The organism is Roseofilum reptotaenium CS-1145 (genome assembly GCF_028330985.1).
GTDB classification, from domain to species: Bacteria; Cyanobacteriota; Cyanobacteriia; order Cyanobacteriales; family Desertifilaceae; genus Roseofilum; species Roseofilum reptotaenium.
In genome coordinates this window covers 87,368-112,988 of record NZ_JAQMUE010000082.1, presented here as the reverse complement: position 1 = coordinate 112,988, position 25,621 = coordinate 87,368, and the positions used below count along the sequence as shown (strand labels likewise).

The 25,621-nt window shown below is 44.8% G+C and carries 22 protein-coding genes; 10 read left to right on the top strand and 12 right to left on the bottom strand.

The features are described from left to right. The first annotated feature begins 147 nt into the window (after positions 1-147). From PN466_RS17670 to PN466_RS17660, 3 genes are read left to right on the top strand one after another with little or no spacing between them, the layout of a single operon-like run. Positions 148-504 (top strand): hypothetical protein, encoded by a 357-nt coding sequence (locus PN466_RS17670; protein ID WP_271941722.1) that lies wholly within the window; start codon positions 148-150, stop codon positions 502-504. Positions 505-519: 15 nt separating this feature from the next. Then, entirely contained in the window at positions 520-969 is a 450-nt protein-coding gene (locus PN466_RS17665) for a type II toxin-antitoxin system VapC family toxin (protein ID WP_271941720.1), read from the top strand. A gap of 18 nt (positions 970-987) precedes the next feature. Further along, a complete protein-coding gene (locus PN466_RS17660; protein ID WP_271941716.1) occupies positions 988-2,793 on the top strand; it encodes a DNA polymerase III subunit gamma/tau in 1,806 nt (601 codons plus the stop codon). A gap of 236 nt (positions 2,794-3,029) precedes the next feature. On the opposite strand, the gene PN466_RS17655 is transcribed toward PN466_RS17660, so the two are convergent. The 5 genes from PN466_RS17655 to PN466_RS17635 form a co-directional block, all read right to left on the bottom strand. Beyond that, on the bottom strand, positions 3,030-3,599 hold the full coding sequence (locus PN466_RS17655; RefSeq protein ID WP_271941714.1) for an HD domain-containing protein: 570 nt from the start codon (positions 3,597-3,599) through the stop codon (positions 3,030-3,032). 119 nt (positions 3,600-3,718) lie between these two features. After that, complete coding sequence (locus PN466_RS17650; protein WP_271941712.1) at positions 3,719-4,852, bottom strand: DUF58 domain-containing protein; 1,134 nt, start codon at positions 4,850-4,852, stop codon at positions 3,719-3,721. Positions 4,853-4,942: 90 nt separating this feature from the next. After that, a complete protein-coding gene (locus tag PN466_RS17645) occupies positions 4,943-5,938 on the bottom strand; it encodes a S1C family serine protease (protein ID WP_271941710.1) in 996 nt (331 codons plus the stop codon). 332 nt (positions 5,939-6,270) lie between these two features. Next, positions 6,271-6,615 (bottom strand): hypothetical protein, encoded by a 345-nt coding sequence (locus PN466_RS17640; protein ID WP_271941707.1) that lies wholly within the window; start codon positions 6,613-6,615, stop codon positions 6,271-6,273. Positions 6,616-6,718: 103 nt separating this feature from the next. After that, positions 6,719-11,152, bottom strand: a complete 4,434-nt coding sequence (locus PN466_RS17635) for a hypothetical protein (RefSeq protein WP_271941704.1) — start codon at positions 11,150-11,152, stop codon at positions 6,719-6,721. A gap of 362 nt (positions 11,153-11,514) precedes the next feature. Between PN466_RS17635 and PN466_RS17630 the strand changes: the two genes are divergently transcribed. Continuing rightward, entirely contained in the window at positions 11,515-13,230 is a 1,716-nt protein-coding gene (locus tag PN466_RS17630; RefSeq protein WP_271941701.1) for a sensor histidine kinase, read from the top strand. A 164-nt stretch (positions 13,231-13,394) separates the two neighbouring features. After that, entirely contained in the window at positions 13,395-14,180 is a 786-nt protein-coding gene (locus PN466_RS17625) for an EAL domain-containing protein (protein WP_271941699.1), read from the top strand. Between the two features lie 105 nt (positions 14,181-14,285). Here PN466_RS17625 and PN466_RS17620 read toward each other — a convergent pair whose 3' ends face one another. The 6 genes from PN466_RS17620 to PN466_RS17595 form a co-directional block, all read right to left on the bottom strand. After that, a complete protein-coding gene (locus PN466_RS17620; RefSeq protein ID WP_271941696.1) occupies positions 14,286-14,870 on the bottom strand; it encodes a thioredoxin family protein in 585 nt (194 codons plus the stop codon). 88 nt (positions 14,871-14,958) lie between these two features. After that, positions 14,959-15,990 carry a peptidoglycan-binding domain-containing protein gene (locus tag PN466_RS17615; RefSeq protein WP_271941693.1) on the bottom strand — a complete coding sequence of 344 codons (1,032 nt, stop codon included), beginning with the start codon at positions 15,988-15,990 and terminating at the stop codon, positions 14,959-14,961. Between the two features lie 126 nt (positions 15,991-16,116). Next, a complete protein-coding gene (locus PN466_RS17610) occupies positions 16,117-16,836 on the bottom strand; it encodes a peptidoglycan-binding domain-containing protein (protein ID WP_271941690.1) in 720 nt (239 codons plus the stop codon). Between the two features lie 18 nt (positions 16,837-16,854). Beyond that, positions 16,855-17,028 (bottom strand): hypothetical protein, encoded by a 174-nt coding sequence (locus PN466_RS17605; RefSeq protein WP_271941687.1) that lies wholly within the window; start codon positions 17,026-17,028, stop codon positions 16,855-16,857. 273 nt (positions 17,029-17,301) lie between these two features. Further along, positions 17,302-17,733, bottom strand: a complete 432-nt coding sequence (locus PN466_RS17600) for an SH3 domain-containing protein (RefSeq protein ID WP_271941685.1) — start codon at positions 17,731-17,733, stop codon at positions 17,302-17,304. A gap of 27 nt (positions 17,734-17,760) precedes the next feature. After that, positions 17,761-19,260 (bottom strand): AAA family ATPase, encoded by a 1,500-nt coding sequence (locus PN466_RS17595; RefSeq protein ID WP_271941682.1) that lies wholly within the window; start codon positions 19,258-19,260, stop codon positions 17,761-17,763. A 255-nt stretch (positions 19,261-19,515) separates the two neighbouring features. Between PN466_RS17595 and PN466_RS17590 the strand changes: the two genes are divergently transcribed. Both PN466_RS17590 and PN466_RS17585 read left to right on the top strand, forming a co-directional pair. Further along, positions 19,516-19,818: a hypothetical protein gene (locus tag PN466_RS17590; protein WP_271941679.1), complete on the top strand. Its 303-nt coding sequence runs from the start codon at positions 19,516-19,518 to the stop codon at positions 19,816-19,818. A 133-nt stretch (positions 19,819-19,951) separates the two neighbouring features. After that, positions 19,952-20,719, top strand: coding sequence for a Uma2 family endonuclease (locus PN466_RS17585; protein ID WP_313898638.1), 768 nt, complete (start codon positions 19,952-19,954; stop codon positions 20,717-20,719). Between the two features lie 356 nt (positions 20,720-21,075). Here the strand turns inward: PN466_RS17585 and PN466_RS17580 are convergent, their stop codons facing one another. Beyond that, positions 21,076-22,284 (bottom strand): sensor histidine kinase, encoded by a 1,209-nt coding sequence (locus tag PN466_RS17580; RefSeq protein ID WP_271941677.1) that lies wholly within the window; start codon positions 22,282-22,284, stop codon positions 21,076-21,078. Positions 22,285-22,563: 279 nt separating this feature from the next. On the opposite strand from PN466_RS17580, the gene PN466_RS17575 reads away from it, so the two are divergent. The 3 genes from PN466_RS17575 to kaiC all read left to right on the top strand — a co-directional run bounded on the left by PN466_RS17575 (position 22,564) and on the right by kaiC (position 25,510). Then, positions 22,564-23,478, top strand: coding sequence for a circadian clock protein KaiA (locus tag PN466_RS17575; RefSeq protein ID WP_271941674.1), 915 nt, complete (start codon positions 22,564-22,566; stop codon positions 23,476-23,478). A 62-nt stretch (positions 23,479-23,540) separates the two neighbouring features. Next, entirely contained in the window at positions 23,541-23,855 is a 315-nt protein-coding gene (gene kaiB / locus PN466_RS17570; RefSeq protein ID WP_271941671.1) for a circadian clock protein KaiB, read from the top strand. 80 nt (positions 23,856-23,935) lie between these two features. Continuing rightward, positions 23,936-25,510 carry a circadian clock protein KaiC gene (gene kaiC, locus PN466_RS17565; RefSeq protein WP_271941668.1) on the top strand — a complete coding sequence of 525 codons (1,575 nt, stop codon included), beginning with the start codon at positions 23,936-23,938 and terminating at the stop codon, positions 25,508-25,510. Positions 25,511-25,621 lie beyond the last annotated feature (111 nt).

Sequence of the window (25,621 nt, the reverse complement as noted above, 5' to 3'; positions counted from 1 at the left end):
GAGAGTATAAACCCTCTCTACTTATCTTCCCTGAAAAGGGCGCGGTTTTGAAGAGGATGGCAAAACTCAGGGCTACCGGCCGATCGCGGGACGATTGCGATAGAGTAGTGCTGACCCCATATCTAGTACCCAACCATGAATCCTCCTATGATGCAGTCTGCGCTTCGGGTCTCGACCAAAGTTTTGCCGGGCGATAAAGTGGAAATTCAAGTCCCCTCTGGTTATGAAGGTCAAGAGGTGGATGTGTTTGTGGTTTTCTCCCATCCTGCTCCAAGCAAGCGGTCTTCATTTGTGGCGTTCATCGAAGAATTACAGAATCGTCACCCCAAGCGTTCTGTGGAAGAGATTAATTATGATTTGATGATGGAAGGCCTGAATCACTTTAATACTTCATTAACTCCAGAAGAAAGAACAGAAAAATGGTTAACTTTTGTGCAAGGTTTACCTGAAAAGAGTTCCCTGTTACCTGATGAAGCTTTGCATCGAGATAGCATGTATGATTAACCCGGCAATATTCCTATGACTTGGTACTTACTGGATACAAATATTTTACTTCGAGTTGCCGATCGCACTTCCGTACAGCATAGTTTGGCATCAGGGGTGATCGCTAAACTTTTTAATCAAGGCGATCAATGTGTGATTACAGCTCAAGTTTTAATTGAGTTTTGGGTTGTGGCCACTCGTCCAGTAGAGGTCAATGGTTTAGGATGGACTCCTGAATTGACGGCTGAAGTCCTCGTACAGTTTATGGATCAATTTAGGATGCTTGAAGAAAATGAGCGTATTTTTCAGCAGTGGTTTCAATGGGTAACCCAGTACAAAGTTAAGGGTAAACGAACGCACGATCTGAGATTAATGGCGTTTATGGATGTTTATCAGATTTCCTATTTGTTAACGTTTAACCCTAATGATTTTATTCGTGTGCCTCAAATGACCATTGTTACTCCTGAAGATGTATTGGGCAATTAATCTGCCATTTTTTCTGCCGTGAATTACGAACCGCTCCATCATAAATATCGACCCCAAACCTTTGCCCAGTTGGTGGGACAGGAGGCGATCGCGCAAACGCTCTCGAATGCGTTAAACCGGAATAAGATCGCCCCCGCATATCTGTTTACGGGGCCGAGGGGAACGGGGAAAACTTCTAGTGCGCGGATTTTAGCCAAGTCTCTCAATTGTATTCAGACCCAGGGGCCCACGGCTACTCCCTGCGGTGAGTGCGAGATTTGTGTCTCTATTACAAAAGGCTCTTCTTGGGATGTGATGGAACTCGATGCTGCGAGTCATACGGGGGTTGATAATATTCGGGAAATTATTGAGCGATCGCAATTTGCACCGGTTCAATGTCGGTATAAAGTTTATGTAATTGATGAGTGTCATATGCTGAGTACAGCGGCATTTAATTCATTGCTGAAAACCTTGGAAGAGCCGCCCGATCGCGTTGTTTTTGTCCTGGCAACCACCGATCCGCAACGAGTATTACCAACGATTATTTCCCGGTGTCAACGGTTCGATTTTCGACGCATTCCCCTGGAGTCGATGGTGCATCACTTAAAAGATATCGCGAACAAAGAGGCGATCGCTATTACCGAGGAAGCAATAATTTTAGTGGCACAAATTTCCCAAGGGGGACTCCGGGATGCCGAAAGCTTACTCGATCAACTCAGTTTATTAGTCGGTGCAGATGACGTAACCGAAGTGGGTGCAGAACAGGTTTGGGACTTAGTGGGGTCAGTACCAGAGCGTGATTTATTACAGTTATTAGAGGCAATTAGCAAACCCAATCCGGCTGATATTCTCGACTTAACTAAAAATATCTTAGATCGGGGACGAGAACCCTTAACCTTACTTCATAACTTAACTAGCTTTTATCGCGATTTACTGATTGCTAAAACCGCACCGCAAAGACAAGATTTAGTGGCTCTCACTGCTTCTACTTGGAAGCACTTAATCGAATTATCTCAACACTTCAGTTTACCCCAAATTTTAGCGGCTCAAACCCATCTTCAAGAGAGCGAAACTCAACTGAAAAATACGACTCAACCGCGACTCTGGTTAGAAGTTAGTTTATTAGGCCTACTCTCAGCCAACCAACCCCCCGTTCAAGCCAGTCCTGCACCTGTCGTAAATACTCCTGCTGCCAGTATTTTGCCTGCGCCAAAACCCGCCATTTCTCCAGGGACAAAACCTGTTGCTCGACCACAACCAAATCCCCAACCCTCTCCTGCACAAGACACACAACCAACTGAACCGGTAACTCCGGTGAAGACTGACAACTTAGAACAGCTTTGGCAAACCGTCATTGATAACTTAGAATTACCAGGAACCAAAGTTTTAATTTCCAAGCATTGCAGCTTATTAAGCTTAAATGATAAAACCGCCCAGATTGGCATTAATAGGAAAGGAGCGCAAAATTTAGTCAAAGGTGTTCAACCCCAACTACAAGAAGCCTTTAAGAAAACCTTCCATCATCCCTTTAGTTTGAAATTTCAGCTTCTGGATGATACAGAAAAAAAAATACCTCTTAATCCACTACCTCCAGCTCAAAAACCAGAGATTGTGCAAGAATCAGTTGCGAGGCGATCGCCAACTCCTCCACCACAACCAAGTTTAGACCAGGAAAAACAACGGGAAAAACAGAAAGTCAGACAAGCAGCCGAAGGGTTTGCCGATTTTTTTGATGGAGAAATAATGAACTTAAAAGCAAAAATAGACTTACCTAAACCAGAAAGTATTAAGGACGAATCGTCCTATTTAGAATCAATGGACGATGATGAAGATCCTCCGTTTTAAGGGGAATGGGAAATGTCCAATTACTCTAGGACTGACGCAACGACTCCATATATAGCAGATTGGTGCGTTACGCTTCGCTAACGCACCAATCTGGATTGTTTCATCTAATTTGATGCATTAGATTTTGTTGGTAGTGAGGGCTTTAGCCCTCTCCAGCTAGGCTTTTAAGCACTCTTCGTGCTTACACCAAACAAAGCCCTATTTTAGGTGAAACAATCCACTACTGGTACTATTACTTATTCCCTATTACCTAACAGCGTCATTTCATTCACAACTCGCGTCAGTTCTTGGACTATGGGCGTATTTTCTGCTTGTTGGAAGGCTTCGACTAGGGATTGATAGTACCATAGGGTTCCGGTTTTTCCTCCTTTGAATCTGTCCCAGATGCTCTCTCCCACTTGGCGATAGTCTTTGACAATGGAGCGAGCATTATAGAGTTTATCGGCAGCACAGACGAGGCGAACGGAAGCAGAAGCTTGGGGAAGGTGGGCAAGATACGCTTCCTTGCGTTCCCTCCAAGGAGGTTTGGGGGTGGTGTAAGCGTCGGTGCATCCTTCGACTATGGCCGTTACACTATCTCCAAATTGTTCTCGAATGCGATCGCGGGTGGCTTCTCCTCCTTGGTCTTCTATGGCATCATGCAATAGGGCAGCGATTGCCTCATCTTCAGTTGCACCATATTCCAGTGCAATGCTGGCAACTCCCAGAAGATGGGCAATATACGGAACTCCTGAAGCTTTACGGATTTGGGTTTGGTGTAGTTGGTGTGCCAAGATGAGGGCATCTTCAAAGCGTTTAGAAAGCATGATTTCTAATTAATAATTAATAATTATCCATCTTCCCCCATCTGCGCTCCCTGAGCGGAGTCGAAGGGAGCGCTCTCCCCGCGTCTCCGCATCCCCGTGTTCTCCATTCCCCCATCCTCTCAAAGAGGCTGTTGCAATTGGGACTCTAGGGGGCGATCATCCACAATTTGTAAACCCTTAAAATCTTCTTTAAGGCTACCAGACCAATCTCCTGGGGGCCAAAAGACCCAACGACTGCCGATAGGGAGTTGCTTGAGGCGATCGCTATTTTGAGTGAGTACAATTAAGGGTAAATTGGGTAAATTACGCGCCTGTTCGCCAAAGGTAGTTCCCGCAAGGCTCTCTAAGACGACTTGATAACCTTGAATAAGTCCCGTATACGCGGTCCAGAGTTTAACATTCATTTGCCGCCGGGAAGCGTGGAAATAGAGAGAAGCCGCAGCAATAACCGCTTGTTCAAAGGTTTCTGGATGCCAAGCAAACTCCGTATCGAGAGCAATCACCACATCGTCACCACCAGCCATAATTTCCAATTCTCTTACCCTTAAGTCTCCATAGCGGGCACTGGTACGCCAGTGAATTAGCCTTAAGGGATCTCCAGTGCGATAAGGGCGTAAGGATCGAGTCAGACCTTCTGTGGCATTTTGTACTCCCTGATGGTCGCGTTTAAATTTGGGGCTTTGGTCCTGTCCTAGGTCATCAATCAGGGGACAAGTCCGCAGGGGCAACACTTGGGGATAAACGATCGCCGTAGCAGGGGCTTCTCGGCGACGGCGACACCAAAATAACCCCAAAGGGGCGGCTGTTCTAAGCTGTAGGGTACTCCAACGATAAATTCCTCTTTTTTGGGTCGGTTGATCGTAAATCCACTTGTAGGCGCTGTGAGCGGGGATATGGGCGATCGCTGTGGTTTGGGGAGGACTGAGGACAAAGGGCAGTAGGTCTTGAACTTGGAGCAGGGTTTTGGGTTGGTTGGTGCAATTTTCGATATCGAGTTCAAGGGTGAGATGATCGCCAGCGCTGATGGGGCGAATGCGACGGCGATGGATCTTTAGGCCGCGTAGCGATCGCACGGGTAAAATAGCAGCTATAAACAGCAGAGCGGCGATAATACCACTCATCACATATAACCATCCCACCATGGTATTGGTCGCTGCCCCAAAGAAAAAGACCATCAGAGCACCCAGCAACCATCCAGCATAGGCTGGGTTTACCCATTTTCTCTCTAACCAATCGGCGATCGCCTGTATCACGCTCTTACTCCTGAATCGTTTCCCCTTATCTTTTATAGCGCTTTTGGGAATGGGGGGATGGGGACAGACTATTGCCTATTGCCTAGCGCTCTAAAACTCAACCAAGACTTCGGCAATTCTCCGATTACGTCGCACGGTGAGCAACATCGAGCGGGGACGGGTTTCCAGGAAGCCGATCAGGTCATTGACTCCGCGTAAACGACGGTGATTAATGGCCAAGAGGCGATCGCCGGGTCGAAATCCAATATCTGCGGCTAAAGAACCCCGTTCTACCTCTAGTACAATTAAGTCTTGATCGACGGTAACGCCTAAACGAGGACGGTCAGAAAAGCGATCGCGACTATTGCCATGATCTGGAGGATAATTGGGATTGCGTCGAGCCACACTATCATCTGGAAAGCCAGGATCGCGTTGATTGCCATTGGCGACAATAAACTCGCGGGCAATTGAGGCATTGGTGGCAAAGCCGATACCGCTATTGGTTCCATCTCGACTTAAAATGGCTTTATTGACTCCTATGAGTTCTCCACGGGAGTTGAGTAAGGGGCCGCCTGAATTACCAGGATTAAGCGCTGCATCGGTTTGTAGGTCTCTGTTTTCTGGGTCGATGCGACTGAGGATACCCGTGGTAATGGTTCCGGAAAGGCCAAAAGGACTACCAATAGCATAAACTTGTTGACCGACTTGTACGCCTTGGCGATTGGCGATCGGGATCGTGGGTAGGGTATCGTTGGTTTGCAGATAAACTAAGGCTAGATCGTTGCGGCGATCGACTGCAATGACATAACCCTGATATCGTTGTCCTTGGGCTGTTCTCACCTCCACTCTTCCCCGTCTCGCGTCAGAAACCACATGCTCATTGGTCAACACTAAACCATCGGAGCGGACAATACTCCCAGAACCTGAACCTCGTCCAGCTTTAATCGTCACTACCGCAGGACTGGCTTGGCTATAGACTTGAATCCGCGTTTGTTCTTCGCTACTAAACTGAGCCAGTACGGATGCTTCGGGTAGACTCAGTGCGGGTGGGGTGAATATCAATCCCGCTGCTAGGGTGGACAGGAATAAAGTTTTTGGTTGAATCATGGTTCTTTACCCAGAGTTGGCAATCCTTCTTTAATGGATGACACACGATGGTGCTGATAGTTTCCTTATTTTTGAATGACTTAACTATTATTTGCCTGCTTTATCTTTCAATAAATTGACTACATCGTTTCTCTCTTCTATGAGGTACAGCTTGAAGCCTTAGAACCTAAGCCATACAAGCTATTGCTAGAGAGCCTATTGCCTAGCGCGAAGCGCTATACATCATTAGATAACCATAAGCCAACTTTTCGTACCTATTCAATGGCTTGAGTGGCTGAATCAATTAAGCCTCGTCGTTTGGCGAACACTAAAATTTATCCTGTTCCTAGGGTTCAAATTCCCAGAGAAAGAGCGCAACGACGAGCCGCACGATCGTCAATGACAGTACGGTAATCTGGATGTTCTAAGGCAAAACTAAGAACAGTTGATTCTCCCGCACCTAAATTCCAGCTTTGGATAATAGGAGCAATACTTTGATCGACGGGTCTGAGCCAATTTTTTTCTGGTAAATTTTGCTTGGCTAAATCTGAAGTTTCGGCACTCATAATTTCCGTGACTACTGCCATAGGAACGCAACTATCGGTAAATAACTGATTCAGCAGCTCTGCTGGTTTGCTCTTGAACAGTACACGGTTTCTGGAAGTCGTACAGATAAAGTTTTCATCTTCTGGACTCATTTTACTAAAAAAATTACTGAGTTAGTTTAATTCTAACTCAATCTGTGAGGACAAATTATAAAAGCACAAAGGATGACTCAGGCTGGATCAAGGGAGTAGTGAATCAGAATTTGAAGCACAGTTGATGTTCGGCAATATTGAGGAATAATTGGGGTGGATCGCCGGGTTCTAAGCGTCCTTCGTAGCTGGCATTAAAGCAACTAAAGATGAGCGGTTCATTGCCAGAACCTTTCATAGACATGGTTTTGAACAATAGGCTAGAGTTGATTAAATCGACCCGCAGGCGATCGCCACTGAGGATATCGGCAATTAACACTTGTTTGACCATTGGAGTAACCTTAATCACGAGGTTTTTAAGGGTGAACCACAGCACTCCATGGCTAATGTGCTTCACCTCCACCTCTTTGGGTAAGCCTAAAATTTCGACCGGGTGAATAGTCTGCTCGTTAGTCGTCGGCAGATCTAAAGAGCGTTCAACCGATTGATGTGCAGGGGCTGTCTTAGTAGACTCTGGAACAGGAGGGGGATTTTTCTGCTGGGGTTGGGGAGGGGAAGGACGGTGTTGGGGAGCAGAGGGAGGAGTTGCTGATACCGTATCTAGGGGGATTTTCCAACTGCGGGATTTTTGCGCTAGTTCCGAGCGAATGCGGATCAGGCGGTTGGTTTTGCCCTTGGTGGTGTAATAGTCTTCCTGTTTTTTCTTGGTGGCTAACCAGCGCGTGCGGGCAAGCTGTTGGGTGTTGGCGGGATAATTGCCCTCGCAGAAGGTTTGATAAAATTCTAGGGTAACTCCCAAACCGCCGATTTTTTCTAGGGCAATGCCCACTTGTTCCATCAAGAGATAATTTTGCCAGTTGGATTGACCCAGAAACTGGTCTTTAATTAAATATTCGTAGCGTTGGCGATCGGGAATTGAGAGGCGATTGGGATGCAAATTAGAATGGGCTAATTCATAAATCACTACCGCCAAAACTTGAGTTTTTTCGACAATATCGGTTAACCGTTCGCGGGTGCATTGCTCAAAAATTTCCGGTAATTCTGGCCAAGATTCCCGACGGATTAAATATTGCAGCCATAGGGGTAAAACTTGGCGCTGTTCTCTGGGTTCAGAAATCTGCTCAAAACAGCGCTTTAGAGCTTCGGTATCGTCTAAATACAGATAGGCCATAAAGGCATGATAGTAAGAGTTCTGGTTTTCTAAAATAGGAGCAACATAGCGTAACCAGGCAGGATCTTTGGGCGATCCCGCTTCATTCCAAGATTGATAAATGAGATGTTCGAGATCGGAATGACTCTTGGCTGGGATCGATCCTCTAGCACTTGAAGCCAGTTTCAGATATTCTAAGCCTTCGGGAAGTCCGACTAATTGGGATTTGGCAAGATAATATTCCCGTTGTTCAGTTGCTTGAGCAGAGGTGAAACAATCTACGGCTTCTTGATAGGCTTTTCCGCGATAGAAGCAAAGTCCGGCTGAAGTAAGTAGACCTGGATATCCAGCATCTGATAAAGCTTGCAGAACTTCACCGATATTGTACCAAATGGCGGGTTGTAAGGTACTTTCGTCGTTAATTTCTTCGATGTTTTGCTGATAGGTTTTGATCGCTGTTGCCCATTGGGGACTAAAACGATGTTGCTCTAAAATTTGGGTCTGATTATGGTGATAAACCTGTAATGCTTGGGTGAAGGTTTGTATGGCTTCCTGGTCAAATTCTGAGACCATGAAGTTAATCAGAGGTTGTTCGAGGCTATGGCGATCGCTAAGTTCCGGGCGATCGGCCACATCCTGATACCATTGATATAGGTCAGCCCAACAGGAGCCTTGCCAAAAACAATCCCAAGCTTCTTCTTCTTCTCCCAGTTGCCAAAATTCTGACCCAGCTCTTTGATACTGTTGTTCAAATTTGAGCGCCCAAGCTTCACAAAGATGGCCGTCTTCTAAATTACCAATGGTTCGATAATATTGTTTGGCTCGCCGTAGCAGTTTGGGATCTTGGGCGTTTAAGCCTTCGGTTCTAAGCATTAGAGCAACGGAGGGTAAGTCATCTTCTTGCAAATCCTTCGCACTTTCATCGGTTCCAGTTTGCAAAAATTGTATCCGTTGTTGCCAGTCCTGGAGATTTTTTACCCGTCCCCAATGGGTTTCTACGTGATGAGGATCGTTGATCTGATCCCATAGGGTGCGATCGCCCAAGGGGGTATCGACGACAAATAAGCGTTCAATGGCGCGACTAGCTGCCACATAGAGCTTATTAAAGAAGTATTCCACTTCAATGCTCAATTCGGGGCGATCGGCTTCTAGGAGCGTCCAAAACCGGTGATGACAGGCTTCCCCAAATTTATACAAAATCACCCGCTTAAATTCGAGTCCTTTGGCGGCGATCGCACTGAGGACATTTTTGGGCGGCTCCCCATCACTCCATCCTTCAATTACTTCAGACAAGACTTCATCCTCTTGGATATAGGCAATTTCTCCGCCTTCTTCGCAGGGAATAATGATAATTGTATTTTGGATATATTCCTTAAATACTTCCCGAGGCAAATTGTCTTCTAAGATGAATTTTTCTGGTAATAGTTGTCCTTGCTTCCAAACTCTTTGAGGTTTCAGATCTCGGTGATTAAATAAGAGATAGCGCCAGAATTGAATCAGGTTATTGAATTTTACAATTGGAGCGTATGAACGGTAGTTGCATTCTAATTCTTGGAAATTCATTTCTAACCCCAATTGACGGGTGGGATCGAGTTGAATCACCACTTCACTATAAAATGCGGCCTTAAAACTATCCCAGCGAAATCCTGTTGGATTCAGGGTCTGAAACGGATCGCCTGCAAACACAAACGGAAAGTTTTCTAGGGTTTGATATCCCAGATCGTAGCGAGAAAAAATAGAAAGCCTTAAAATTAATTGTAGCTCAATACGGGTAAAATCCTGGGATTCATCACAGAAAATCGCGGTATAGCGGGCTAAATCCAGGGGCAGTTGCAAGACCTGTTTAATTAAGTCTTGATCGTCCCAGTATCCGGATTCTTGTGCTTTTCTCTGATACCAATTTTGCCAAAGGGTATAAATATCTTTAAACTCTTGAATGGGAACGGTTCGTTCCTTACGTGGAACTTCAAACTCGTAGTCCTCTAAGGTGATCTCTTCCAAGCCATATCCCTTAATGAACGTGCGAATGACATGCCAACACCGTTCCGGGGAGTAATGGTGGGCGGTGGGGAGGGGACAGTGCTGATATAAGACCTTGAATTGATGAAAGGAAATATAGCGGTCTAAGGCAAATTTTTCGGTATATTCTGGGGGTAAAAGGTTAAGCAAAAAACGCTGGAAAGGTTTAAAAAAATGTCGAATATTGGGAATCGGATCGTCGTTGGTTTGTTGGGAAACAAAGCGATGATGAAATTTTAATAGTTTTTGGACTCGGTCTTTGGCAACCTCTAGCAGCCGCTCATTGTAGGTTAAAAATAGGGGATTGCCAGGTAAGAGGCGATCGCTATAATAATAGAATTTGCGATAGCAATAGTCGGCAAACAGATAAAAGAGGAGCGTTGATTTACCACTTCCTGCTTGTCCGTTTAAAAACAAGGGAAGAGCGTGATTACCTGGGGTTGAGACAAAGTTTAAGAGGCTCTCTTCTTCCGCAGACAGGGCTAAATTGACCTTCGGGGAACCCTCAAGGATTAGCCAATCCTCATGGGCGAGCAAATAATTGGGATAGGCTCGGCGAGCTAGGGCAGTAATGGAATTGAGGTTAAAATGGCCGTTCAGATAATTGACAGTTTGATTGTAGAGATAGGTGCGATCGCCAATAGCACTGATTTCCTCAGGCGTGGGATAATGGGAAAACGGACACAAGAGAAACAGAATCGACGATGATTGATCCCCACAGACAATCCGACTAAAGAGAATATAGCGATCGCCTGCTCCATAAAGCAACACTCCCGGCCACTCAGTCGTCTGTTCCGTCGATTGGGGACTCTGAATCACTTCTACTAATTGGGTATACTGGGAAGCATGCGATCGCATCGCTGCACTACTTAACTCCCCAAACCAAATTTCACTCTCATAAATTAATGCACCCTGGTTTTCCCGTTTCCATCCTGGAGGTTCCAACCAGGGTAATAAATCGGGGTTTTCCTGCACCAAAGGCCGCACCCGATGGGGAACCTGCTCTAAATTGTGTTGACCCAATAGCCAATTCTCCAATTCCCCAGGCTGAATCTGAAGATCGAGATACTGCTGGCCAAACCCTTCCCGGTCTCTAAGAAAATGTTCATAGTCTTTTGCTCCCCGCTTGAGGATATCGAGCAACACCAAAACATCCTCCCCCCCACTTTCTCCCTGCACCCGTACCATGCGAGCAATCAATCGATAATTATGGTCAACCTTGCGCTTGAGATAAGGATACAGGCGCTTAAAATGAGCTTGGGCTTGATCGACACTCTGAGGCAACAGTTCATCACAGAATCGATTAATGTGGCTCTCCAGATTATGCTGCTTGGCTTTGTGCTTAACTTGATCTGTGCGATAAACGTACATGAACTTAATTGGGTTCAGAGAGTAGGAATAGTTTAAATTCTAGTGGATCGTTAATTCCCCTGCCGTCACTCTGATGGAAAGATACCGATAACCATGGAAACTGCTGTTATGGAGTACACTGTAAAATTCCTTTTCGCCATGTACCCCCAGACAACTCCTGGGTTTGAATCGCTGTAACTCCACTCAGGACAAGCAGGGAGTTGGCAGTGGGGAGTAAGAAAAACCTAAGATTTAATCTAATCTTTAATTTTCATGTGATTCAGATCACCAATTTTTGGGACTTCATACCCTTATAGTTAAGAAATATTCTCAACAACTACCAATGCTCCCAATCTTCATTGGCGATAATGGAGTAATCTAACATGACTTATTTTTTAGATCGCAATCGTCGCGGCATTGCTCTATATCGTAATGTACCCGTTACAGCCCTCACCATCCTTAGTGCAATTTTCGCGATGATTCTTGCTTCTGCAACTTGGCAATGGGAGCGGCGCGAATTGAGAAATAGCTTACAGATTCAAGCCGATCGCCTTCAACATTCCTTAGAACAACAATTCTCTACTCAACAAAAAATCCGTCCAGAGCAGATCGAAAGGCTGACATCAAGTGAATTAATTCAGACATTACTAGAACACTCCCTACGGGGGCTGAATCTAACCGAGCTAGAGATTTATTTTTGGCAAGGTAACCTGAAACAAGATCTAGAACCCGTAGCGCTCTATAAAGTGAATGAGCGATTATTTATCAACAATCTTGAGGAAAACCCTCCGAGTCTGGTTGGTCGAGGGTGGTTATGTCCAGAATTTGCCCCGCCGACGAGTTCAGCTTCTGGGCAAGCATTTCGTCAACTGCGGCGATCGCGAAATTCCGTGACGCTACCCTGTCAGCGATCGCTAAAGGTGAGCGATCGTGAAATTTCTTGGTTACTGATCCCTACTGCTCAATACATTGCCCCCGATCAATATTGGCGGACTTGGAGCATCATTATCGGCAGTACAGCTTTAATTACCTTTCTGAGCATTTATCTCAGAGCTTCTCAGCGCTACATGCTCCAAATTGAACAACTCCTCAGAAAGCAAACGGAGAAAGCCAATACTCTACAAGAGACCCTAACTGAATTACAAAACACTCAAGCCATGCTCGTTCACAGCGAACGAATGTCGGCATTGGGTCAAATGTTAGCGGGTATCATTCATGAAATCAAGAACCCCCTCCATTTTCTCGGAGGTAACTTAGTGCCACTTAAAGACTACTGCGAATCTCTTTTGACCCTCCTCAAATTATATCAAGAATATTATCCCGAACCAGTCGAAGCCATTGTTGACTATAGTGAGGAATCCGATCTCGAATTTATGATGGAAGACTTTCCTGATTTACTCAATTCCATGAAGGTGGGGACCGAACGCATAGCCCAGATTGTTCAATCCATGCGGACTTTTTCTCATGTTGATGAATCCACGATGAAACCGGTAGATATCCATGAAGGTTTAGACAGTACTTTGTTGATCTTATACAATCGATTAAAAGCCAAAGATTATCGCTCTGAAATTGCCATTATCAAAGAATATGGAGAGATTCCCAAAGTCGAAGGTTACAGTGGGCAAATAAACCAAGTGTTTCTTAATATTATCGCCAATGCCATTGATGTACTCGATGAGCGAAGTAAAAAGCAGAAAGAGCAGGGTATTTCTCTCGAAAAAGGTGAAATTAAAATTCAAACTTCTGTGGCAAAAGAAAACCAAGTGCAAATCAAAATTGTTGACAATGGCTTAGGAATGTCTGATGAAGTAAAAGCGAAAATATTTGAACCATTCTTCACTACAAAATCGGCGGATAAGGGGACCGGTTTAGGGATGTCAATTAGCTATAAGATAATTGTTGATAAGCACAGTGGTCAGCTATTGTGCCAGTCTAAAATAGGAGAAGGAACCACGTTCTTGATCAATCTACCAATATCGAGATCGCCATCCCCAAGTAAAGTTGGATCTCAATCCCTATCTGCCACTCAACTCAATATGTGTAACTATGCTATCGTTCTAGGCGCTGGTCATGGATCATCTCCATTGGTCACCAGTTAAGCTCAAAATCCTTAGTCTTAAGTACCCAAGACAAAAGGAGTAAGAAGGCTAAATCATCTTATGCTAGTGCAACGACACATTCATTGAATTGACAACAGAGAAAAAATGTTGGTTTTCATACATTATTCAAATCTTCTAGACAAAAACGAAGAAAAGTAGAAAAAATGCAGTTAAACAGCTCAGGTTTGAAAGTAAAAAAGATAGATGCTTGGGTCAATTGGTCTAAGAGTATAGATGAGTTAATCTCGGAACAAAGATATGGAGTAGAGTATCAACCGATTGTTGAAGTCAAGAGTCAAGAGATCTATGGATTCGAGTGTTTAGCCCGCTTTTTTGATGCCTCTAATCAAGCCATTCCACCAGATATAGTATATCGGGCTTTACACAACACACCACTCCAACTCTGTGAGGTTGAATATCAACAAAAAATACTGCAATTAGCTCATGCCCCCAAAAAGACGAAGCTTTTTGTCAACCTCGATCAAGATTCGTATTTTTCCTGTAGTAGAGAACAATGCAAAACCCATTCTGGAAAAAATCCATTTGTAGAGTTATTTCATAATTATCAAAATAGTGAGGGAATTGTCGTCGAGTTAATTGAAAATACTGAAATCAATCATGCTATGATGAGTTTGTCCATGATCCATGAATTATCAAACGCCACAATTGAGACGGCTCTTGATGATGTTTGTAATCCACAATCGATGATCTCCACATCAGTCATGCAACTGGTTGATTTTATTAAACTGGATCGATATGTTGTTCAGAATAAACAAAACAAAAATCTAATTTGTTTAGTTCAGTTCTTGACTAATTATGTGCATGGCACAGAAAAAAAAATTATTTTAGAAGGAGTGGAAACCGAAGAGGATTTGGCTTTTGCGCAACGAATGCAAATTGATTACGTTCAAGGTTTTTTATATCGCGATCGGTTTATCAATTTATCTTAGAGGAGGGAAACCAATGAAACGGTTATGATGAAAGTATTGAATAATATTCTTCTATCCAACATTCACAATCCACTTGATATAAAATTCCTGGAGACATCCGATCGCCTACTGCACGACCTGAGATCCATGACTGCGGGGATCGGAAACTATGGGGACTTCACTTCGTGAACCCGATTCTAGGCTGGATACTTTGCCGATATTGCCAGCGTCGGGAATGGGGACACCCGCCACGAGAGCGTCTAATTTATCTTTGAGAATGGGTTTGGGTAATTCGCCAATGGTTTCGGCGATCGCCTCTCCCCGACGATCTAAAAATACAAAATGGGGAATGCCATCGACGCGATAGGCATCCATTTCTGGCAACCATTTGGTATTATCCACATTCAACATCACAAAATTGACTTGTGCCCCATAGCCCTCTCGCAACGCTACCATATCAGGAACCATGGCTTGGCAACTTAAACACCAATTGGCATAAAATTCCATTAACGTTGGCTTCTCATTCTCTAGGGCAACTTCTAGCGGTGTAGAGGTTTCGGCCAACTCAGACAGAGACGTAGACGGATTTTGGGTTTGTAGACCTAGAAACAAAGCTACACTTAAGGCGATCGCCGTTAACGCCACCACCAGATTACGGATGCGAGTCGCCATAGGAGCTTGGGTATTGAGATCGGCAACAGGTTCAGTCATAGAGGATCAATAGGAGTAACAGGTTTAGGTGGTAAGTGAGTGTTCAAGGGCGATCGCCACAGGAATCATTATCCTTGATATTTAGAGCTTAACGGAAATAGACGACTCTGGCATTAGTAAAACCTTGCGATCGTAATAAAGCCGACTGACTCTCCGCACGATCGCGATTGTCATAGGCTTGTATATAAACAAATCTCCCTCTTCGATTTCGAGTTTGTATAGCGCTGGGATACCGTATGCGGATTTGTTGATATACAAAATTATTACCGGTTGGAATCACGACAACATATCCTTGGAGTGTTACACGGGGAAAAGTATTGTTTCCTCCGGCTATTGGGTCCGATCCTAAACCTAATTCTGCTAGAGTTCTGCTATCAGCTATGCCACTAGGAAATAAACCTCTGAAGCGCTGAAACTGCTCCACAGCCTCTGTTGTCAGTTGGCCATAGATGCCATCAATTGTGCCTCGATACCATCCTAGATCTTGCAGTCTACTTTGCAGTAGCTGAATCTGCCCGATCGGAGAACTGGGTGTTACTTGCTGTAATCCAAAGTTTGTCCCAAAGGGTTGATTAAAGTTGGGTTGACCCAGAGCCGGATTAAAGGAATTCGGAAAGGGATCGCCAAAAGTGATACCGGGGGTAAAAGATGGCGTATTAAAAGGTGCTGGAGGAGGGGGCAGAATTTGAGGGAACGTATTGAATCCTGCTTGTGGCAATTGGTTGAACAAGATCCGATTGATCGCAGATTGAGTTTCCGAACCCACTATGCCATCGACCCCAATACCAGCATCACGTTGGAAACCAAGTACTGCTTGCTCAGTTGCTCCATCAAAGACTCTGGTGATGGGGCCTCGATAGTATCCTAATAGCTGGAGATTTTGCTGAAGTTGAGCTACATCTGTGCCAGAATCTCCGAATCGTAGAGCTAGAGCTACTTGCGCTAAAGTCAAGATCGCCAGCGCGATGCCTAAAGAGAGTAATCGTAGGATCAATCGACTAGAAATTGGTTTAGCCAGCAACTGTTGCCAAAATTGCTGGATTGATTTTCGTAAAACCCGTTTGGTGCTGGTCGGGTCTTGATAGGCTAGGGCTAGATGGAGATAGGCTAGAGAGTCCATAGAGAGTAGGAGATCTTAATCCAGGTGTCGATGCTGCCCCTATTTTAGGCGATCTTTTCGAGCAAAATGACTCAAGATTGCTCACTTGCAATTTCTTTGGTTCAGAGGGCCACCACCTAGAGAAACTCAGCGAATATCTTCTGGACTAATGCCATACTTCTGTTGCGCTCTGGATATGGCTTCTTGGGTTAGGGGGCCTAAGATTCCATCTAAGGGGCCATCATACAATCCTCTGGCTTTTAAACGGCGCTGTAATTCTAGAACTTGGGGATCTGACCTGGAACTTAAGGACTGACCCACTGGCGCTCCGTTTTCGAGTCGTGCTTGAGTTCGGCGGCCATAAATGCCATCTGGGGTTAAGCCTTGGACTTGTTGATAGGAGCGAACCGCTTCCTCGGTTAAGGAACCATATAATCCCGTAATGGGGCCATTAAAAAAGCCTTTGGCCATCAGGTTTTCCTGTAGAGCCGTGACTTCCGGGCCTTGGTCTCCGCGCTGGAGTACAGGAGAATTGTCTAATGTCGATCTTTGGTTTCCTCCCGATCGCAATCGACTCCAAGTTTCTGCGCCCACAATACCATCGGGAATTAATCCCCGATCGCGTTGAAATCGGATGACTGCCTCTTGGGTCAGTTCCCGAAATCGTCCTGTAGGTTGTAAATCAAAATACCCTAAATCTTGGAGTTGTTGCTGCAATTCCCGCACTTGCGGCCCATCATCTCCTATTTCTATAGCTCTGACTGAGAGGGTCAACGACCCCAGAATCAGGGTTATTGTTAGCAAGCTTTGGATTAAGCGAGAACCCGAAAAGATGAATTTACCGAATGGTAACACAAGGGTAAACATGGATTGAATCAGTATCAATTAGTGCATTTGCCGATCGATTAACCAAGCGCAGATACCCGCAAATAAGGTAATGGCTAAACCGACTAGGGGGTGTTGTCCTTGACTGACGGCAAAAGAAGTTACAATACCTGCACCGATACTACCAGTAACGATCGCTTCAAGCCAATCCGAATTAGAAGACTTATTATACATAAAAGATGATTTCTGGATGAGTGCTGATCAATTTTGTCTTCTCAGGGTATCACCCAAGTTTCTTTTCAGTGCATAATTGCCCCTAAATTGCAATCAAGCTTGAGGTTTAGAGATATTTCTTAACATTTAATTTGCGCTTCGCACTAGGCAATAGGCAACAGGCAATAGCTTGTATTACTTAGGGTCTGAGGCTTCAAGCTGTACTTCATAGAAGAGAGAATTGCATCTCCATTCCCTATTCCCTATTCCCTATTCCCCATTCCCCATTCCCTTCTATTCCACTTTCTCTACATTTCCCCCTTTCACCCAGGCATCTCGAGAAGCAACCCGAACTTTTTGCCAAATCTTATCTTCACTTTCTCCAATCACATACAACGTTTCATTATAACCGACTCCACCAATAGACCCCGACTCATAACTGGGGGCATTCCGCAAGATCAGACCATCGGGCCAAGTGACTCTCGCTTTGTAGGCTCCTTCTGGAAGTTCCGGTTCTTTTGGCTTTTGGACTTCAGCAGGAGTAGACAGGGAAGCAGAAGCCGGTTTAGCCTCTTGTGCCTCTGGAAACTCCGGTTTGGGAGGGTCAATGGTCATTCTGGCCATAAAATAACGGGCAGCGGCTAATCCACCGACTAACATCAGGGCGATCGCCAACGCGATCCCCAAAAATACTTGAAAAAATCCGGAAACTAATCTACCAACCATAAGAATAAATCTGGAAAATAATAACGACTACAAGGGCGGTTTTAAACCACTTGAACGAGAGGCAAGTCTCGCTTTACCGGATGCTGCCCAAGATTGTAACAATTCAATTTGTTCTTGAGCCGTGCGAGCTAAGGGAACAATTTGACTGGCTGCCTCTAGGATATCATCGGTGGTAAAATCCCGGTTTTGACTAAAGCCAATGTGCATGGCTTCTACAATCATTTGTTCAATTTCTGCCCCGGAAAAATCCGGGGTTTCATAGGCAAGACGTTTGAACTCATAATTTCTCAGACTTTGGGGACGCAACCGAGAAAGATGAACTTCAAAAATGGCTTGTCGTTCTTCTTGGGTGGGGAGTCCCACAAAAAAGATTTCATCAAATCGCCCTTTGCGTAATAGTTCTGGGGGTAAACTTTGGATATTATTAGCGGTGGCAACGACAAAAACCGGTGAGGTTTTTTCTGCTAGCCAAGTGACAAAGGTTCCGAATACCCGATTCGTTGTACCTGCATCTCCCCGCGATCCCATGCCGCTAAAGGCTTTGTCAATTTCGTCAATCCATAAAATGCAAGGAGCGAGAGCTTCAGCCAGTTGAATCATTTGCCGGGTTCTCGATTCCGATTCTCCCACGAGTCCGGCAAATAGTCGTCCCACATCGAGGCGCAGGAGGGGAAGATGCCAATGGTGGGCGATCGCTTTTGCCGTCAGAGATTTCCCCGTTCCTTGAATGCCCACTAACAGTAAACCACGGGGATGGGGCAGTCCGTAGGCTCTAGCTTGCTCGGAAAACCCGCCACCGCGCCGCAAGAGCCAGTCTTTGAGGTTTTCTAAACCACCAATGTCGGAAATTTGTTCTTGAGCGGGATAAAAGTCGAGGATTTGGGTTTGGCGAATGGTTTGCCGCTTTTCTTCTAAAATCAGGTCTACATCTTCCGGGCGCAATTCCCCATGGGTGGCGATCGCTTTTCCCAATACTCGACGAATGCGCTCTAGGGAAAGACCTTGACAACAGCGGACAATTTCTTCCAGGACTTCTTGCTCAATGACTTGTCCTAATCCCATCAGTAACCGCCTGACTTCTTCTCGAATATCTCCACTCTGGGGTAAGGGAAATTCTAAGACGGTAATCACTTCGGTTAAGTCGGTGGGGATGGCAATTTCTGGAGCTAGAATCACCAAGTTTTTGGCTTCCGATTTGAGGCTGCGGGCTAAATTTCTCAGTTTCCGCGAGATGGAAATATCCTCCAAAAAGCGCTGAAAATCCCGGAGAACAAAAATCCCGGCGGCTGTGGGGGGAACTTTCTGGACGAATTCTAAGGCTTGGAGGGGGTTGCGACGACCAAACCCGTTATCATTGGGATTGCCCTGATAACCATCGACGAAATCCCAGGTATAGACTCCCCGACTGCCGAGGTTTTTGGCCGATTCGGCGATCGCCCTTTCCACCCGTTCTTCTTCGGCAGTGGGAATGTAGATGATGGGATAGCGCGATCGCAGTAGTAGTTCAAATTCTTCCTTAAAACTCATGGACTATCAAGTTGGCGGGTATAGGAGACTCAGTTTAAATATTGTAAATTTATAGTATAGACTCCCCTTACCCGCCCATAGCGCTATAAAACCGACGCACCTCAGCCAATCGCTGAAACAACGCATTTTCGTTCCGAGCGTCGGAGGCAGTCACTGAGAGGGCTTGAGCCTTATTTGCTTATTTTTTTTCCCCGTTAACCAGCTCTACGATCGCCCCTACAGGGTGTTCCCATTATCCATTACGGCTGTAACCCTATGACTCAACGCACTCCCCAAAACCTGAACATTAGACCCCTCGCGCCCTATGAAGACCGGTTACTCAATGCTTTAGCCTTTTTCCGTACCCAACGCCAACCCGAAAACCAGGCCCATCACTGCCTCAGTATGTATTTGCGCCAGTCAGAAGCCAGAATTATGGGTGAAGTTGGATTTTACGCCCGGTTAGTCGGGATGGAACCCTGGGAGTTTTTAGAATTACTCTATCAAGATGGCGATCGCGCCGAAGCCTTGATTCAAGAAGCCACGGGTTCTGGAGTAAAAGAGACATTTGAGTCTTAAGTAGAGGCTGACAGAAGTTTTCGCCCTTTATGCGCTACCTTTCGATCCCCCTATCTCCCCATTCCTCCACTACAGCAAAGCTGTATGGTATCCTCAAAATAGGAGTGCAAACACGATCGGTATTCAGGTCGAAATGATGGTACAAGAATTACTTTCTCAATCGCAAGTTGCCGCTCGACTCTACCCAGAAAGTGATGGAAAACCGATGGCGGATAATACGATTCAATTTCGTTTAATTACCACCATTGTCGGAGGATTGTCGGCTCTGTTTCAAGAGCGAGAAAATGTGTTTGTGGCGGGTGATTTGTTGTGGTATCCCAAAAAAGCGGGAACGTTAACAGTAGCAGAAGAAAATTTACCGTTTAGCCAAGCACCGGATATCATGGTGGTTTTGGGAGTGGAGAAAAAAGATAGAGGCTCCTATAAACAATGGGAAGAAGGAAATATTGTGCCTCAAGTGGCATTTGAGATCATCTCGCCGAGTAATAGTAAAGGCGAAATGGACGATAAGTTTGAGTTCTACGACTATTATGGCGTGGAAGAATATTATGTCTACAATCCGAAAAAGAATCAACTGCAAGGATGGTTGAGAAGTGGGGGAATATTAACAGAAATTCCTCAAATGGAAGGTTGGAAAAGTCCGCTATTACAGGTGAGTTTTAGTAGCAGCGAGCAAACATTGCAGTTATTCACGCCGAGTGGGGAAGCGTTCGGGACTTATGAGGATGTCGTGCAAGAGCGCGATCGCCAACGTCAGGAAAAAGAACTAGAGCGGGACAGAGCTAACAGTGCTGAATTAGAGCGCGATCGCGCCACAGAGCGAGCTGAAAGTGCCGAATCGGACTTACAACAGCTACGGGAGAAACTGCGACAGTTAAATATCGATCCTGATTCTTTGTAGTGGACTGTTTCACCTAATTTGGTGCATTAGATTTTGTTTCTAGTGAGGGTTTTAACCCTCTCCAGCTAGGCTTTTAAGCACTCTTCGTGCTTATATCAAATCCTTAAATGGTTGCTACAAGTAGAGACATGGTGGAGGAGGGTGGGTTTACTTGCAATAGTTGTTAGTCTACAAGATTTGGGTATAACCCGCCCCTACAGATCTCTGTAGCGTAAATAAATAGATTTGATATTACTACAAACAAAGCCCTATTTTAGATGAAACAATCCATATAGCTTGGCTCAGGGAGCGCCCCCTATCCCTGACTTGCAGCTATTTTAATCACTTGTAACAGAGTAGAAACCGCTAGTTCAGAATCAGGAGAAACCAAACAAGGGAATACCAACAATCGGGGTTGTTAAGTGAGGATTGGTTAAACGAAAGCTAATCCAAAATCCTCCTTGAGCTTGGATCTCAAGTTCGAGAGCCATGGAGAGAGGTTGGGGAGAGCGATAATGCGACCCATCGCCGATCGCCCATACGTTATACGATAATAGTCGGTTGAGCATTTGCCGCACCCAAAATTCATCAGCCATTACATCGGTAAGATCGGGATCTGGGGTGAGATTCAGGTAGGGTGGTTCGACCCGATCTTGCACCAATTCTTGAAAGCTGGCTAAGATGCGATCGCATAATTGGGAGAGCTTAACTGGCGATTTCTTTAACACGACTTCTCCCAGTTCGAGCTGTGTCCAAGTGACTACATCATCAGTCATCATCCTCAGTTGTTTGGCTCCTTGATGAATCAAATTTAAGTACTGCTGTTGTCGAGGTTCACTGAGGGAGTGATGGGGATGGGATAATAGGTTGGATAAACCTAAAATTGAGGTAATTGGTGTTTTTAGAGCATGGCTGATATAGGCTAAGATCTGGTCTTTGGCATGATTTTCCTTGACCAATTGAGTAACGCGAGTCAAGAGAGTTTGAAGTTGCCAGTCGGCTGGAGACTCTGGAGAGAGCTGGGAGAGATTGTCTGTATGGGAGGAGGAAAACAGGGGTGAGGGAAGGGTTTGGGAGAAGGGGTGAGTATCCAAGGTGCGATCGCTCAGGAAGATCTCCCGTCCTCCTGCTTCTCTTCGCTCTAGTCCATGAGCCGCTTTCTGATCTAAGGAATATTGAAGCAAGCGCTGGTTATCGAGCAATCCCACAAATTCCCGTTCCTGATTGATGAGAGCATAATGGCAGGCGATCGCCGGATTAAACTGTTGGAGTTGCTCTTGAAGTGCGCCGATCTCTAGGTCGCTGGCAAAACAGGCGATCGCTTCTAATATCGGTTCTCCAATTTGGTATAATTGAGGGTTGATTTTGAGTAATGAAGGAGTATGAACCCCTTGGGAGTCTTGATGCAGCCAATACGGTAACCACCGGGAAAACTGGATACAGGCGATCGGGAATTGGGCCGGATCGATAACCACAAGCAGCTCTCGATCCGTTAAACTCCATTCTATTAAGGCCCTTTCGAGCAGAGTGGTTTGTGGACAGACGACCACTGGAGAAGTAAAAGCTTGGAGCAAAGGAGGGTTCATGAACGTTAGGTAACCACAATGTCAGCAACACCTGGTGGCTTAAGCCTGAAATCAGTAAGCGATCGCTCACCTAATTCTGGATCATTAACCAGAATTTCAGGGAGGTAGCCCTAAGCAGACCGGAAAACTTCCCAGAAACATAACAATTTATTTACAATTAAGTCTAGAATGTTTACATTGATATAAAGACTTGTAAAAAAATAAATTTACTCGATTATTGACGCAACGCTTTTTTCTATAGGCGAAGCCGATACCTGTAGTTTCTTTTAACACCTTGGCGTGCCCTCTCAACTGTCTATCTGTACCTTTGTCCGATCCGCGTCCCTTGGCGATGCCTTAGAGCAATGCCTAGAAGACACTCGCCATGCTCACACTCGCTTATTTTCTGAAGGTGAGTTAATCGAATATGTCGATCAGCACAGACAGCAAATTGACTGTTTGGTGGTAGAACAGACCCCGGAGATATCGGAACTCTTAGGTAAACTGCGGCAACAAAAAACCTATTTACCTCTAGTGGCGATCGGGGAATCTATGGCACAAAGCCCACCTCTAGAACTTCACTCAAAGAATGAAGAAGAAACGGATAATTTAGACCGTCCTAATCTAACAGGGATAAGGCGATTATACCATGATGCAGTTTTAGAAGTCACGGCCGAGCAACTGCAAGAAGTTCCCTCGGTCATTAATCGGGCGATCGCCAAATTTCTGGAACTATCAACCACCCAAAAATCGACCAGCGCACAACCCGGAAATGCGATCGATGCGATCGCCATTCAAAACTCCCTAAAACGTCAGCAACGACGTTTAGCGGAGAAACTTAAAGAACGACTAGGATATCTCGGCGTGTATTACAAACGAGACCCCAAAAACTTTTTCCGTCGTTTATCTTATGAAAAACAACAAGATTTACTCGATTGCTTAAAAAAAGACTATGAGGATATAATACTGACTTATTTCTCCGATGATGAAGGAACCAACTCCAAAATTGACGAGTTTGTAAACATCGCTTTTTTTGCCGATATTTCTGTGTCTCAAATTGTTGAAATTCACATGGAACTAATGGAAGAATTTTCCAAACAATTACAGCTAGAAGGACGGAGTGAAGAGATTTTACTTGACTATCGTTTAACCCTAATTGATACTATTGCCCATTTGTGTGAAATGTATCGCCGCTCAATTCCTCGTGAATCCTAACTCTTGTGAATTCATAGTCCTGAATGACAACACTATCTAGAACCCTTTGACACAGAACAACCATGAGTCCCCTAAAAAAAACCTACATTCTCAAACTCTACGTTGCTGGAAATACCCCCAACTCAGTACGCGCTCTAAAAACACTTAACGACATTCTCGAACAAGAATTCCAAGGAGTTTATGCCCTCAAAGTGATTGATGTTCTAAAAAACCCACAACTTGCTGAAGAAGATAAAATTCTCGCCACGCCCACCCTTGCCAAAATACTCCCCCCTCCTGTCCGTAAAATCATTGGAGATCTCTCAGATCGCGAAAAAGTGTTGATTGGACTCGATTTATTATATGATGAACTGCGCGATGATGAAAGTCTAGGATAAATCTAGGATAAAACAGGAATGACCAAGACCATCTTTTTTCATCATCTCTTTTATTATTCTAATTTAGAGCTATATCACCTATGAGTACATTTGATCAAATTAGCGAACCAGAAAAGACTCCCCATAAAAAACTTACTGGAATCACCAAAATTAGAACCCTAATTGAAGGTTTTGATGACATCAGTCATGGTGGACTACCCCAAGGTCGCAGCACCCTAGTCAGTGGGACATCAGGGACAGGTAAAACCATGCTGACCATTCAATTTCTCTACAATGGCATTACCTATTTTAATGAACCCGGTATTTTTGTCACCTTTGAAGAATCTCCTACAGATATTATTCAAAACTCCGCCAGTTTTGGTTGGGACTTACAGCAACTCATAGATGATGGCAAATTATTTATATTAGATGCATCTCCTGACCCAGAAGGTCAAGATATTGTCGGCAACTTTGACCTTTCTGCCCTAATAGAACGGCTTCAATATGCCATTCGTAAATACAAAGCCAAGCGCGTCTCCATTGACTCCGTAACTGCTGTATTTCAACAATATGATGCCGCTTCTGTGGTGCGCCGAGAAATTTTTCGCCTAGTTGCCAGACTCAAACAACTCGGTGTCACCACCGTCATGACGACAGAACGGGAAGAAGAATATGGGCCAGTTGCTCGTTTTGGGGTAGAAGAGTTTGTCTCCGATAATGTAGTTATTGTTCGCAACGCCTTAGAAGGAGAACGACGACGACGAACCGTAGAAATCCTCAAACTTCGAGGAACAACGCACATGAAAGGAGAATATCCTTTTACCATTACCGATAATGGAATTAATATCTTTCCGCTCGGTGCGATGCGACTTACTCAACGCTCTTCTAATGCTAGAGTTTCTTCCGGAGTTAGCACTTTAGATGAAATGTGTGGTGGCGGATTTTTCAAAGATTCGATTATTTTAGCCACTGGAGCAACAGGAACCGGTAAAACCCTATTGGTTAGTAAGTTTCTAGAAAATGCCTGTAAGAATTCAGAACGAGCCATTTTATTTGCCTATGAAGAATCGAGGGCCCAGCTTTTCCGGAATGCGAACTCTTGGGGAATTGATTTTGAAGAATTGGAAAATCAAGGACTGCTGAAAATTCTGTGTGCGTATCCAGAGTCAGCGGGATTAGAAGATCATTTGCAATTGATTAAATCTAAAATTACAGAATTCAAACCATCTCGAATTGCCATTGATTCCCTGTCTGCCTTAGCACGAGGGGTGAGTAATAATGCTTTCCGTCAATTTGTGATTGGGGTAACGGGATATGCAAAACAGGAGGAAATTACCGGTTTCTTTACTAATACGACGGATCAGTTTATGGGGTCTCATTCGATTACTGAATCTCATATTTCGACGATTACGGATACGATTTTAATGCTACAATATGTAGAAATTCGTGGGGAAATGTCGCGAGCGATCAATGTCTTTAAGATGCGCGGATCGTGGCATGATAAAGGCATTCGAGAATATGCGATTACAGAACATGGTGCAGAAATCAAGGATTCTTTCCGGAACTATGAAGGAATTATTAGTGGTTCACCGAGTCGAATTTCTGTGAATGAAAAAAGTGAACTTTCTCGAATTATGCGCGGGGTTCAGAATAAGGAAGAAGAAGATATGTTATAGTGCTAGGGAATAGGGAATAGGGAATAGGGAAAACCCAGTTTTGCCCTTCCTTTCCTTTATGATTGGTTTACAAGGACAGTAGGGGCGAAAAATTTTTCGCCCCTACAATAT